A 12,909-nucleotide genomic window follows, 5' to 3' on the forward strand; every position below is an offset into this window, starting at 1 on the left:
GCCCAGCAGGCAAAGAGAGTAAACTGTCGTTACTTTTTTCACCTGTGTAAGAATGAAAATGTCTGATTATTCCCTTATCCAGCGCCCAAGAAGATTGCGCGCCAGCGCCCCGATGCGTGAACTGTTCCAGGAGTCTTCGCTGAGCCTGAACGATCTGGCTCTGCCTATCTTTGTTGAAGAAGAAGTCGACGATTACAAACCTATTCAGGCGATGCCTGGCGTGATGCGAATCCCGGAAAAGCGTCTCGCGTATGAAATCGAGCGCATCGCTAAAGCGGGCATCCGCTCGGTGATGACCTTTGGTATTTCACACCATACCGATGCCACCGGCAGCGATGCCTGGAATGAAAACGGTCTGGTGGCGCGCATGTCCCGCATCTGCAAGGAGACCGTGCCGGAAATGATCGTGATGTCCGACACCTGTTTCTGCGAATACACCAGCCACGGCCACTGCGGCGTGCTGTGCGATCACGGTGTCGATAATGACGCCACCCTAGCTAACCTGGGCAAACAGGCAGTCGTCGCAGCCGCAGCCGGTGCCGATTTTATCGCCCCGTCAGCCGCGATGGATGGTCAGGTGGAAGCGATTCGTCGGGCACTCGACGCGGCGGGCTTTACCAGGACGGCGATCATGTCCTACTCCACCAAGTTCGCCTCGTCGTTCTACGGGCCGTTCCGCGAAGCCGCTGGCACCGCGCTGAAAGGCGACCGTAAAACCTATCAGATGAACCCGATGAACCGCCGGGAAGCGATCCGTGAATCCCTGATCGACGCGACACAGGGTGCCGATTCGCTGATGGTGAAACCGGCGGGTGCCTATCTGGATATCCTGCGCGATATCCGTGAGCGCACCGAACTGCCGCTGGCGGCTTATCAGGTCAGTGGCGAATACGCGATGATTAAATTTGCGGCCCAGGCCGGTGCCATTGATGAGCGTAATGTGGTGCTGGAAAGCCTCGGTGCGATCAAACGTGCCGGTGCAGACCTCATTTTCAGCTATTTCGCCCTTGATCTCGCAGAACAAAAAGTGCTCTGATCCCCTCCTCATAAAGAGCGTGGTCGCTATGCCGCGCTCTTCTTCTCCGCCGTAAGGCAAACACCAGAACCTGGTTTCAGCTCAAACAAAAGGTCTCTGTGATGAAAGCACCTGGAATTCCTGCCGATGAGGCACAACGTTTATCGCAGTTGCGTGCGCTGAACATCATGAACACCCCAGCGGAAGAGCGTTTCGATCGTCTGACCCGCCTGGCGCGCCGCCTGTTTGACGTTCCTGTCGCGTTAGTCAGTCTGCTGGAAGCTGACCATCAGTGGTTTAAATCCGCCCAGGGCTATGAACCTGCAGGATCGCCACGCAACATCTCCTTCTGCGGTCACGCCATCCTGCAGGATGAGATCATGATCGTTGAAGATACGCACAATGATGTCCGCTTTCATGATAATCCGCTGGTGACCGGCGAGCCACACATCCGCTTTTATGCGGGCTGTCCGCTGCGCGCGCCGGGCGGTGCAAAGATGGGGACGCTCTGCATCATCGGTCGTGAGCCGCGTCAGTTTAACGAAGAGGATCTGGCCACCATGCGTGACCTGGCGGCAATGGCTGAAGCGGAGCTGGTCGCGTTTCAGACCGCCACCTGCGATGAACTGACGCAGATTACCAACCGGCGCGGTTTTATGACGCTGGGACAGATGGTGCTGAATGAGTGCCGGATGAAAAACCGCCTTGCCTGTCTGACCTTTCTCGATCTCGACAGGTTCAAGCAGATCAATGACACCCTGGGCCACTGCGAAGGCGACCGCGCGCTGATGGACTTTGCTGATGCGATGAAAGTGGTATTTAAGCACTCCGATCTGTTTGCCCGTCTGGGCGGTGATGAGTTTGTGGTGCTGCTGAACGGGCGATGCCAGCAGCAGAGTGAAGCTCTGTTAGCGCAGTTTGCCCGCTACCTGCGCCAGCAGTCTGTCAGCCTGAATCGGCGCTATCAGCTGCAATTCTCTTCCGGCGTCGTGGAGTTTGATCCGGCCCATCCGCAAACCCTGGAGCAGTTGCTGCACGACAGCGATCAGCAGATGTACCGGAGCAAAAAGCAGAAGCGGGCCACGGCATAAGGCCGGGCCCGGCGGTTCAGGGGCGCGCCAGATCGTCGAGCAGCGTCTGGTTAAATGTCGCCGGCGCCTCCATCTGTGGCGCGTGTCCCATGCCAGGAAATTCGATTAACCGCGCGCCCGGAATGCGTTGAGCCGCCGCTTTACCCAGGACCGCATATTTTCCCAGTTGCGCTCTGACCGCCGGTGAGGCGATGTCGCTGCCGATTGCGGTGGTATCGGCGGTGCCGATCATCAGCGTCGTGGGCACCTTCAGGTCACCCAGCTCATAGAACACGGGCTGCGTGAAGATCATGTCGTAGAGTAAGGCGGAGTTCCAGGCAACCTTCTGATGCCCTGGCCCCCCGTTGAGGCCCGCCAGCATATCGACCCAGCGATCGTATTCCGGTTTCCAGCGTCCGGCATAGTAAGTCTGCTGCTCATATTTCCGGATGCCCGCAGCGCTGAGCCTGAGCTCGCGCTGATACCACTGATCGACGGAGCGCCACGGTGCGCCCTTCGCCTTCCAGTCCTCCAGCCCGATCGGGTTAACCAGCACCAGCTTCTGCGTCTGATCCGGATACATCAGGGCATAGCGGGTAGCCAGCATTCCGCCCGTGGAGTGACCGATGATCACCGCCTGTTTCACCCCCAGCCGGGCAAGCAGCTGATGGGTATTGTCGGCCAGCTGCTGGAAACTGTACTGGTAGCGATCGGGCTTGGTGGAACTGCAGAATCCAATCTGGTCGGGCGCGATTACACGATACCCCTGCTGACTCAGCACCCGAATCGTCTCTTCCCAGGTCGCGCCGCAGAAGTTTTTGCCATGCATCAGCACCACCGTTTTGCCATTGGCCTGCTGCGCTGGTCTGACATCCATATAGCCCATGCTCAGCGACTGCTGCTGGGAGTGAAACTCAAAATGGTGCAGCGGCCAGGGATAGGTAAAGCCTTCCAGCTGTTCGCCATACACCGGCGTGGCACTGGCAGAGGCCGGTGCAGATAAAGCCAGCAAGGTGAGCAAAGCGGCAAGCGGTTTTTTCAACGCGTATGTCGGGCTCATCCGGGGTTCTCCTGATGAAAGATGAACCCTAAGCCTGGCATGTCACCGTCAGAAATCTATTGATGCGACGTGCGATAGCGATAATGAGAAAACGTGTTTTCTGATAATGTGGCGCGGCGAATTATTTTTATTTCATTACTTCATAATTATCAACACATCAATTACAACTCATCCTTTTTATTAAAAAAGGATGGTCAAATGAACATCTCTCGAAATAAATATTAAAATACTGAAAAATCTTTTACGCAAGGAATAAGCACATTAAGATAAATAATTCATCATTGCCGGACCTGAAACAGGGAGGCTCTATGACCGACAATAAACATAACGAAAGCGTAATTATTTCTATAACCGAGTGGATTAATCACAATCTCGATCAGCGTTTAAGCGTGGACGATATTGCAGAAAAAGCGGGTTACTCAAAATGGTATTTACAGAAGCTCTTTGCCCGTTATCACAATGAAACGCTGGCGCGCTATATCCGCAAGAAAAAACTCAACGCCAGCGTGAATGATTTAAAGAACAGCCACGCCCCGATCATCGCGCTGGCGCTGAAATACCATTTCGAAAGTCAGCAATCTTTTACCCGTTCATTCAGGCAGATCATGGGCTGCACGCCCAGCGCCTGCCGGAAGCGTCAGCTGAACGACGCGGCAAAGCAACAGCCGGGCTATACGGATAACCCCTGTGCGCAGTGCAGTTACGGGCAACACGACAGCGGACCGGACGGCAGCGTTACGCTGCGGCCGGTGATGACCGCCACGCACGGCCATGCGCAGGCCGCGGCGTTTCACGATGCCGGATAATCAGGACTCATCAGGCTGATAATATTGCACACCAATCTGAATACGCTCACGTCCCTGGGCGACGCGATGACGATTGGTGTCGCGCAGGGAATAGACGCAGCCGCAATACTCCTGCTGATAGAAACTTTCGCGCTTGCTGATTTCAATCATGCGCGCCGAACCGCCGCCTTTACGCCAGTTAAACTCCCAGTAAAGCAGGTCCGGATAGGCCGCCGCGGCGCGTACACCGCAGCTGTTAATCTGTTTCATATCTTTCCAGCGCGAAATCCCCAGGCAACTGGTCATGACCGGGAAGCCGTTCTCATGCGCATAGAGTGCCGTACGCTCGAAGCGCATATCAAAGCACATGGTGCAGCGCTCGCCCCGTTCCGGCGACCACTCCAGTCCGCGCGCGCGCTCAAACCAGTTATCCCGATCGTAGTCAGCATCCACAAAGGGCACGCCAAACTTTTCGGCAAAGCGGATGTTCTCCTCTTTACGCAGTTCATACTCTTTAAGTGGATGAATATTCGGGTTGTAGAAATAGATCGTGTAATCAATGCCGGAGGCCAGCATCGCTTCCATGACTTCGCCCGAACAGGGCGCGCAGCAGGAGTGCAGCAGGACTTTGTTATGACCGCCTGGCAGAGGCAGTGGCTGACGCTGGAAAGGTTCAGACATAAGCACCTTCAATCAATGGCAGAAAAGCGGCAGTGTAATGCCGCAGGCGGAGAGTTGCAAAAGCCGCCCTTTCCTGCCCGGTTTTGCGTAATCGTGCCCCACTTCCCTTTTCCCGCCATTGGGCCATCCCGCTGATCTCTGGCGTTTTCTTTTCGCCATCCCTTCTGCCAGGCAGGGTGATGCGTAAAAGTGTGATCGGCACCACACCAGCATCAGCTATGTTTACATAACGTTAACAATATTGACATAACATCGGCGCAGGGAGACTCGCATGGGAGCAGCTAAACGATCGGGACATCAACAGAACCGCTTTACCTGGTTCGTCTGTTTTATGGCGGCGCTGTCCGGCCTGCTGTTTGGCCTGGATATCGGCGTGATTGCCGGTGCCCTGCCATTTCTGGCGAAGGATCTGCAGATCACTAATCATCAGCAGGAGTGGGTGGTCAGCGCGATGATGTTTGGTGCGGCGCTGGGTGCGCTGGCTGCAGGCTGGATGTCGTCAAAGCTGGGCCGTAAAAAAAGTATGCTGGCGGGCGCGACGCTGTTTGTCGTCGGTTCGCTGTGGTCGGCCTTCTCTCCCGATGTCACCTCGCTGGTCTGCGCCCGCGTGATGCTGGGTCTGGCTGTCGGAATCGCCTCTTATACCGCCCCGCTCTACCTGGCGGAGATCGCGCCGGAACGGATTCGCGGCTCCATGATCTCGATGTATCAGCTGATGCTGACCACCGGCATTGTGGTGGCCTATCTCTCTGATACCGCCTTCAGCTACAGCGGCAACTGGCGCGCCATGCTGGGTATTATCGCTATTCCGGCGGTAATCCTGTTTATCGGCGTGCTGTTTCTGCCGAACAGCCCGCGCTGGCTGGCCGCCCACGGTCGCTTTAATGAGGCGCAGCGGGTGCTGGATCGCCTTCGCAACAGCAGTGAGCAGGCGCGCGAAGAGCTGAAAGAGATCCGCGAGAGCCTGCAGGTGAAGCAGCGCGGCTGGTCACTGTTCCGCTCGAACACCAATTTCCGCCGCGCGGTGTGGCTGGGGATGCTGCTGCAGGTGATGCAGCAGTTTACCGGCATGAACGTGGTGATGTACTACGCGCCGAAGATCTTTAACATCGCCGGTTTCTCCAGCACCAGCGAGCAGATGTGGGGCACGGTGGTTGTCGGGCTGGTCAACATGCTGGCGACCCTGATTGCCATCTTCTTTGTGGATCGCTGGGGACGTAAACCGATGCTGACCACCAGTTTCCTGGTGATGGCGATCGGAATGGGGGCGCTGGGCACGCTGCTGCACGTCGGCGTGGAGACAGATTTCCGCAAATACTTTGCCGTCGCGATGCTGCTGATGTTTATTGTGGGCTTCGCTATGGCGGCCGGGCCGGTGATCTGGCTGCTCTGCTCAGAGATTCAGCCGCTGAAAGGGCGTGACTTCGGTATCACCGCCTCCACGACCACCAACTGGGTCGGCAATATGATTGTGGGCGCGACCTTCCTGACGCTGCTGGACCAACTGGGCAACGCCAATACTTTCTGGTTCTACGGTGCGCTCAACCTGGTGTTTATTCTGCTGACGCTGATGCTGGTGCCCGAGACCAAGCATGTGACGCTGGAGCACATCGAACGCAATCTGATGAAGGGCAAAGCACTGCGTGATATCGGGGCGTAACCGCCCCGCGTCAGCCTACCATTGCAGCGTCTGGCCAGCGTAGTCGACATAGTGATGGCCACCGCGCCCCCGCCAGTGGGCGAGCTGCTGAACAATGCCCGCTGCGCTCTCTTCGGCGGTCAGGGGCGCACTCTCACCGCCCATATCCGTTTTTACCCAGCCGGGATGCAGCGTCAGCAGCGTCCCGCGCTGCGCGTCAACCGCGCCTGTCAGCGTGCGGCTCAGCATATTCAGCGCGGCTTTGCTGGCCGCGTAGATCGGCATCTGCGCCGTGGGGTTTTCGTTCAGGCTGCCGAGCTGCGAGGAGGTGATCGCCAGCACGCCCTCCGGCTGCAACAGCGGCAGCAGGATCTCTGCAGTGCGCACCGGTGCAATCGTATTGGTCAGGAACAGCTGTGCCAGCGCCTGATCGTCACTCTGTAACAGCGACTGATGCGCAGGGCCGCTGATCCCGGCGTTGATCAGCATCGCCGCAAACGTCCCTTTATGCAGCTGGCCGGCAAGCTGCTGTACCGCCGCCGTGTCGGTCATCTCCAGCGCATGCCATCGGATGCCAGAGTGGTTGCCCTGCGCCGGTATGCCGCTGCGGTGCGTGGCCGTAACCTGCCAGCCCTCATCGGCAAACGCCCGGGCGACGGCCAGACCAATGCCGCGCGATGCACCAATAATCAGAATCTCTTTTTGCTGAGCCATATTCACTCCTGGTTGATTGTCTCATGACAAGCTTAACCGCTAATCCGCTCAGGCCATGGCCAGGTGTGCTGTCTGGCGGAGAGTGCGCCTCTGCCAGGGCAGCGCGCGGGTAGGGAGAGGTCAATGTATCTGATTGTCCTCTGGCCTGCGGTCAGAGGAACCCATGGAACGGTTTAATCCGGCGTGTCCCGGCTTTCTGCATCCGGGCGGTCGCCATCCTCGGTGCCCTGGCTCTTTTCGACCTCCTGGGGATGTCCCATGGAGAGCGCGGTGGCACTGGCAGGATCGAACAGCGACAGGCTCTCAATCTGGTCAACCATGATCACTTTGCGGAACGACATTGCATCCTTAGGCGATGAGTCGAGCGTGATGTTGTGCTCGGCGTACCATTTGCTGTAGTTGTGCTCCACCGCCAGCTTCAGCGTCTTGCTGTCGCGATACCCGCTCAGCATCGGGATCAGCACAATGTTCTTGGTGCTCTCATACTCAAAGGTGGAGGCGTGCACCATGCCGATATAGATACGGCGTGACTTCAGGGTAATCCACGCCAGCTCCCCCTCTTCCATGCACTGAAACAGCAACTGCTCTACGCCGTTGGAGCGCGAAAGGCGCTGATAGAGATCTTTACGACCGGAGACGTTGAGCCGCGCGCTGCCTGCCCAGTTCGAGCGATAGAGGCAGAGCAGAATGGCAAAGGCGAGCATGACCACCACCGGTGCCTGGATGCCGAGAAAGCTCCAGTTCATAAACTCCACCTGCCACTTCAGGTGGACGCCAGGGATCATCTGTACGGCATTGGCGATGCCGGAGACGCAGAGCAGCAGCAGCCAGACCAGCCCGGTCGCGAATACCCCCTGCAGAACGAAGATACAGCCGTAGAGCGCCACCAGGAAGTAGACATCCCAGCCTGACGAGCGGCGGATTTTAAAGCGGCTGTTTAAATCACGGCTGGTATACCAGTAACCACTGACCATCAACACCATAAATATCGCGGTACCCACCTCATACTCCCTTTAATGTGTTCACATGGCGGGCAAAATCTTCATGGACTTCCTCGCTCAGCGTATTGACTGAGATATTGCCGTTCTCATCAATGATGATCCGCTCACCTTCCGCGATCGAGTCGTTGATATCCTGACGGCTCATGATCTGCAGAAACTTCTCGGGACTGGCAAAGACCGACGAAATAAATTTAAACATGGCGATCCACCTGGTAGCCTGAAAACATGAAGTATGTGACCGAATCCACACTCTCGCCTGTTTAATTTCAGGTGAAATTTCTTAAAATCAATTAATTAGCGAAGCGGTGAAGGCCCGGACGCCGCCGTTTTTCCCGGAAAACGTCAACGTTACCAGCAGCCTGCCGATGCGCTGCACCGCGACGATCTGCCGCATCATCCGGTCGCCTCTGCGCCGGAAAGCGCTAAGCTCAATGGTTAGCCCTCTTCTGTCACCCTGTCTGAAACGCATCGAGGAATGTTTGCATGAAACTACGAACACTGGGCCGTACCGGTCAGCGCGTCTCTGAAATTGGTTTTGGCGCATGGGCCATTGGCGGCACCTGGGGAGAAGTGAGCCTGGAGGATGCCAGAGCAGCCCTCAACGCTGCGCTGGATGCGGGCATAACCTTTATTGATACCGCCGATGTCTATGGCGATGGCCGCTCCGAAAAAATCATTGCTGAGGTGCTGAAGGCGCGCGGCGGGGAACGCCCGTTTGTGGCCACCAAGCTGGGCCGTCGCCTCTCGCCCCACGTCGCCCAGGGCTACACGGCAGAAAACCTCAACGCCTTTATCGACCGCTCACGGGAAAATCTGCAGACCGACACCCTGGATCTGGTGCAGCTGCACTGCCCGCCCACCGAGGTTTACTACAATCCGGACGTGTTCGCGGTAATGGATGAGATGGTGGCCGCCGGGAAGATCCGTCACTACGGCGTCTCCGTTGAAAAGGTCGAGGAAGGTCTGAAAGCGCTGGAATTTCCCAACGTCTCCTCAATTCAGCTGATCTACAACATTTTCCGCCAGCGTCCGGCGGAACGGCTGCTACGCGAAGCGAAACAACGTGAAGTGGCAATCATCGCCCGTGTGCCGCTGGCCTCTGGCCTGCTGACCGGTAAGATGCGCGCCGACAGCGTGTTCGCTGCGGACGATCACCGCAGCTTTAACCGTAATGGTGAAGCGTTCGATAAAGGCGAGACCTTCTCAGGCGTGCCGTACGAGGTTGCCCTAGAGGCGGTCGAGGAGATTCGGCGGCTGGTGCCGGGTGATATCACGATGGCGATGTTTGCGCTGCGCTGGATCCTGATGAACGAGGAGGTCAGCGTGGTGATCCCTGGCGCGAAGAACCGTGAGCAGGCGGAAGCCAACGCCCGCGCCAGTGACGTTGAGGCACTCTCTGCGGAGACGATGACTGCGCTGAAGCAGATCTATCAGGAGAAAATTGCACCGCATGTGCATCAGCGCTGGTAAACCGGCTTACAACGCCTGGGCGCAGGCCCAGGCGGAACTCCAGGCCCACTGGAAGTTATAACCGCCCAGCCAGCCGGTGACATCGGCGACTTCACCGATAAAGTAGAGTCCCGGCACCGTGCGCGCCTCCATCGTTTTTGAGGAGAGCTGGGTGGTATCGACGCCGCCGAGTGTCACTTCCGCCGTTCGGTAGCCCTCGGTGCCATTGGGCTGGATGCGCCAGGCGTGCAGCGCCTGCGCCAGCTCGCTCTGCTGTCTGCTGTTAAGCTGCTTCAGGGTGACATCCGGCACCCTCTTCATCCCCTGTAATACTTCCACCAGCCGCTTCGGCAGGATCTTCGCCAGGCTGTTTTTCAGGCTCAGGTTCGGGTGCGCGTTGCGCTGGGCCGTCAGAAACGCCTCCAGCGGCGTAGCGGGCGACAGATCGATCGTAACGAACTCACCCGGCAGCCAGTAGCTGGAGATCTGCAACACCGCCGGGCCGGAGAGGCCGCGGTGGGTGAACAGCATCGCCTCTTTAAAGCGGGTGCCATCCTGCGCGTCGATGGTGGTATCCAGCGCAACGCCTGACAGCGTCTGTAACTGCTCCAGCAGCGGTTTATGCAGGGTAAAGGGCACCAGCGCCGCCCGCGTCGGATAGACGCTCAGGCCGAACTGCTCCGCGATTTTATAGCCAAACGGCGAGGCACCCAGGCCTGGCATCGACAGACCGCCGCTGGCGATCACCAGCTTCTGCGCCTGAACCGCGCTGCCGTTGAGTTGCAGCGTATAACCGCTGTCGTCACGCGACACGCTGAGCACCTCGCTGCGCAGCCGCAGCGTCACGTTCCCTTTGTCGCATTCGGCCAGCAGCAGATCGACAATCTGCTGCGCGGAGTCGTCGCAGAAGAGCTGACCCAGGGTCTTCTCATGCCAGGCGATGCCGTGGCGATTCACCAGATCGATAAAATCCCACTGGGTGTAACGCGCCAGCGCGGATTTACAGAAATGGGGATTGTGCGACAGATAGGCCGCCGGTTCGGTGTAGAGATTGGTGAAATTGCAGCGGCCACCGCCAGACATCAGAATCTTGCGTCCGGGCTTTTTGCCATTATCCAGCAGTAACACGCGGCGCCCCCGCTGCCCGGCCTGAGCGGCACAGAACAGCCCTGCGGCACCGGCACCAATGATGATAACGTCAAACTGTTCCACTGCGGTTCACTCACTTTACTGGAAAGGCGCAGATTGTAGTGATCTGCTCACTGAGACGCCAGCGTCAAAAAATTGCCGTAAATGTGTCATATTGTATCTGACTGATATCTTACCCTTTTTCACCCAGCTGACTGTTACTCTTACGACGAAAGGTCAAATCAGAACTATATTTTGCTTTCCCATACCGCACGTTGTCGCGGATAATGCGCCGCGTTCATGTCCTCCAAAAATGGCGTAACGTTTATGCTACATTTGTTTGCTGGTCTAGACCTCAGTACTAGCCTGTTATTGGTTCTTGCCCTGCTGTTTGTATTGTTTTACGAAGCAATCAACGGTTTTCACGACACGGCCAACGCAGTTGCGACGGTCATCTATACCCGTGCCATGCGGGCCCAGCTTGCTGTGGTCATGGCCGGTGTATTCAACTTCCTTGGCGTACTGCTCGGTGGATTGAGCGTCGCATACGCTATCGTTCATATGCTTCCCACCGATCTGCTGCTGAATGTTGGATCGGCGCACGGTCTCGCCATGGTGTTCTCTATGCTGCTGGCGGCGATTATCTGGAACCTCGGTACCTGGTATCTCGGGCTGCCTGCCTCCAGCTCCCATACGCTGATCGGCGCTATCATCGGTATCGGCCTGACCAATGCTCTGATGAGCGGAACCTCGGTCGTTGATGCGCTCAACATCCCGAAAGTGCTGAATATCTTCCTCTCGCTGATCCTGTCGCCGATTGTCGGTCTGGTGCTGGCGGGTGGCCTGATCTTTATTCTGCGCCGCTACTGGAGCAACACCAAAAAGCGGGCGCGCATTCATATGACGCCTGCTGACCGCGAGAAGATCGACGGCAAGAAAAAGCCACCGTTCTGGACCCGTATCGCCCTGATTGTTTCGGCAATTGGCGTGAGCTACTCGCACGGCGCGAACGATGGTCAGAAAGGAATTGGCCTGATCATGCTGGTATTGATCGGGGTAGCACCGGCCGGTTTTGTGGTCAACATGAACGCCTCCGGTTATGACATCACGCGTACCCGCGATGCGGTCAATCATCTGGAGCAGTACTATCAGCAGCATAACGCATCGCTGACGCACATCATCCAGATGGCACCGCCTGCGCTGCCAACACCGGAAGAAGTGCCTGCGAGCAGCCCGAAAGAGTTCCACTGTGACAGCGCGCGGGCACTGCAGGCGGTACAGGGTGCACAGGTGCTGCTGAACAATCTGCAGAGCTACGACCAGCTGACCGTAGACCAGCGCGGTCATATGCGTCGCCTGCTGCTCTGTATCTCTGATACCGCCGATAAAGCAGCCCGCCTGCCGGAAACCTCAGCGGATGACAAACGCTTCCTCAACAAACTGAAAAGCGACCTGCTTGGCACCATCGAGTATGCGCCGATCTGGATTATTGTGGCCGTCGCGCTGGCGCTGGGCACCGGTACGATGATTGGCTGGCGCCGTGTTGCCACCACCATCGGTGAGAAGATTGGTAAAAAAGGGATGACCTATGCGCAGGGTATGTCAGCGCAGGTGACCGCCGCGCTGTCGATTGGCATTGCCAGCTACACCGGGATGCCTGTCTCCACCACGCACATCCTCTCCTCTTCGGTGGCCGGTACGATGCTGGTCGACGGCGGCGGATTGCAGAGCCGGACCATCAAGAATATCGCTATGGCGTGGGTCTTCACCCTGCCGGTCTGTATTCTGCTCTCCGGTTCGCTCTACTGGATTGCCCTGAAACTGGTGTAATCTCCGCGAAAAAGGGCGACTCAGGTCGCCCTTTTTTAATGCCAGATCGCCAGCCCCACCAGACTGATCACCACCAGCCCGCACAGTGCACTGGTCAGAATAAACTGTCCTCTAACCCGCTCACAGCGCCGGATGAATTCATCATCATGGTGGTCAAGGTAACGCTTTGCCCAGATATAGGTCACCAGCCGCACCTGTTTGCTCGGCTGGCCGTGAGAAGTGAAAAATCCCGCACCATCGACATACTGATACAGCAGCGGATCACAGCCCCGCAGAACCGCCAGCAGCGCGCGCAGCGATGAAAAATAGCGCGCCATATTTACGATACATACCACACAAAGCGCCCAGAAAAGTGCAATAGTGCTGATCATTTTCTCCCCCTCCCGGCCGGAATCGCAGCCACAGACCCCGCATCATGCACTGAGCCCGCCTGCCGATATAACCCGCCACTGAATCACCGGACTGCCAAAGTTTTCGACCCCCTGAGCGGCTGCGAATCGGACCGCCTTTTTTCAGTGTAGGAGAAATCTTTACATT

General features: G+C 57.3%; 13 protein-coding genes. 6 read left to right on the plus strand and 7 right to left on the minus strand.

The window, feature by feature from the left end; all coding sequences use genetic code 11:
- Nucleotides 1-58 precede the first annotated feature (58 nt).
- Both hemB and ACR6AS_RS18605 read left to right on the plus strand, forming a co-directional pair.
- On the plus strand, nucleotides 59-1,036 hold the full coding sequence (gene hemB / locus ACR6AS_RS18600) for a porphobilinogen synthase (protein ID WP_418799504.1): 978 nt from the start codon (nucleotides 59-61) through the stop codon (nucleotides 1,034-1,036).
- A 101-nt stretch (nucleotides 1,037-1,137) separates the two neighbouring features.
- Nucleotides 1,138-2,106 carry a GGDEF domain-containing protein gene (locus ACR6AS_RS18605; RefSeq protein WP_418799507.1) on the plus strand — a complete coding sequence of 323 codons (969 nt, stop codon included), beginning with the start codon at nucleotides 1,138-1,140 and terminating at the stop codon, nucleotides 2,104-2,106.
- 16 nt (nucleotides 2,107-2,122) lie between these two features.
- Here the strand turns inward: ACR6AS_RS18605 and ACR6AS_RS18610 are convergent, their stop codons facing one another.
- A complete protein-coding gene (locus ACR6AS_RS18610; protein WP_111139279.1) occupies nucleotides 2,123-3,145 on the minus strand; it encodes an alpha/beta fold hydrolase in 1,023 nt (340 codons plus the stop codon).
- 308 nt (nucleotides 3,146-3,453) lie between these two features.
- On the opposite strand from ACR6AS_RS18610, the gene ACR6AS_RS18615 reads away from it, so the two are divergent.
- The gene (locus ACR6AS_RS18615; protein ID WP_111139280.1) at nucleotides 3,454-3,951 is read left to right on the plus strand and encodes a helix-turn-helix domain-containing protein; all 498 of its coding nucleotides are present in this window, start codon (nucleotides 3,454-3,456) and stop codon (nucleotides 3,949-3,951) included.
- On the opposite strand, the gene ACR6AS_RS18620 is transcribed toward ACR6AS_RS18615, so the two are convergent.
- Nucleotides 3,952-4,611, minus strand: coding sequence for an epoxyqueuosine reductase QueH (locus tag ACR6AS_RS18620; RefSeq protein ID WP_111139281.1), 660 nt, complete (start codon nucleotides 4,609-4,611; stop codon nucleotides 3,952-3,954).
- Nucleotides 4,612-4,882: 271 nt separating this feature from the next.
- Here ACR6AS_RS18620 and ACR6AS_RS18625 point away from each other — a divergent pair, with 271 nt between their 5' ends.
- The gene (locus ACR6AS_RS18625) at nucleotides 4,883-6,271 is read left to right on the plus strand and encodes a sugar porter family MFS transporter (protein ID WP_434163458.1); all 1,389 of its coding nucleotides are present in this window, start codon (nucleotides 4,883-4,885) and stop codon (nucleotides 6,269-6,271) included.
- Nucleotides 6,272-6,286: 15 nt separating this feature from the next.
- Here the strand turns inward: ACR6AS_RS18625 and ACR6AS_RS18630 are convergent, their stop codons facing one another.
- The 3 genes from ACR6AS_RS18630 to ACR6AS_RS18640 form a co-directional block, all read right to left on the minus strand.
- Nucleotides 6,287-6,964, minus strand: a complete 678-nt coding sequence (locus tag ACR6AS_RS18630) for an SDR family oxidoreductase (protein ID WP_367395902.1) — start codon at nucleotides 6,962-6,964, stop codon at nucleotides 6,287-6,289.
- A gap of 173 nt (nucleotides 6,965-7,137) precedes the next feature.
- Entirely contained in the window at nucleotides 7,138-7,965 is an 828-nt protein-coding gene (locus ACR6AS_RS18635) for a hypothetical protein (RefSeq protein WP_111139284.1), read from the minus strand.
- Nucleotide 7,966: 1 nt separating this feature from the next.
- A complete protein-coding gene (locus ACR6AS_RS18640) occupies nucleotides 7,967-8,164 on the minus strand; it encodes a hypothetical protein (RefSeq protein WP_111139285.1) in 198 nt (65 codons plus the stop codon).
- 284 nt (nucleotides 8,165-8,448) lie between these two features.
- Between ACR6AS_RS18640 and ACR6AS_RS18645 the strand changes: the two genes are divergently transcribed.
- Nucleotides 8,449-9,435, plus strand: a complete 987-nt coding sequence (locus ACR6AS_RS18645; protein ID WP_434163463.1) for an aldo/keto reductase — start codon at nucleotides 8,449-8,451, stop codon at nucleotides 9,433-9,435.
- A gap of 6 nt (nucleotides 9,436-9,441) precedes the next feature.
- On the opposite strand, the gene ACR6AS_RS18650 is transcribed toward ACR6AS_RS18645, so the two are convergent.
- Nucleotides 9,442-10,626 carry a BaiN/RdsA family NAD(P)/FAD-dependent oxidoreductase gene (locus ACR6AS_RS18650; RefSeq protein ID WP_293773234.1) on the minus strand — a complete coding sequence of 395 codons (1,185 nt, stop codon included), beginning with the start codon at nucleotides 10,624-10,626 and terminating at the stop codon, nucleotides 9,442-9,444.
- Nucleotides 10,627-10,869: 243 nt separating this feature from the next.
- Between ACR6AS_RS18650 and pitA the strand changes: the two genes are divergently transcribed.
- On the plus strand, nucleotides 10,870-12,372 hold the full coding sequence (gene pitA, locus ACR6AS_RS18655; RefSeq protein ID WP_293773232.1) for an inorganic phosphate transporter PitA: 1,503 nt from the start codon (nucleotides 10,870-10,872) through the stop codon (nucleotides 12,370-12,372).
- A 35-nt stretch (nucleotides 12,373-12,407) separates the two neighbouring features.
- Here pitA and uspB read toward each other — a convergent pair whose 3' ends face one another.
- Nucleotides 12,408-12,743, minus strand: coding sequence for a universal stress protein UspB (gene uspB / locus ACR6AS_RS18660; RefSeq protein ID WP_111139289.1), 336 nt, complete (start codon nucleotides 12,741-12,743; stop codon nucleotides 12,408-12,410).
- Between the last annotated feature and the right edge of the window lie 166 nt (nucleotides 12,744-12,909).

This window comes from Pantoea phosphatilytica (assembly GCF_051025615.1).
Taxonomy (GTDB): domain Bacteria; phylum Pseudomonadota; class Gammaproteobacteria; order Enterobacterales; family Enterobacteriaceae; genus Pantoea.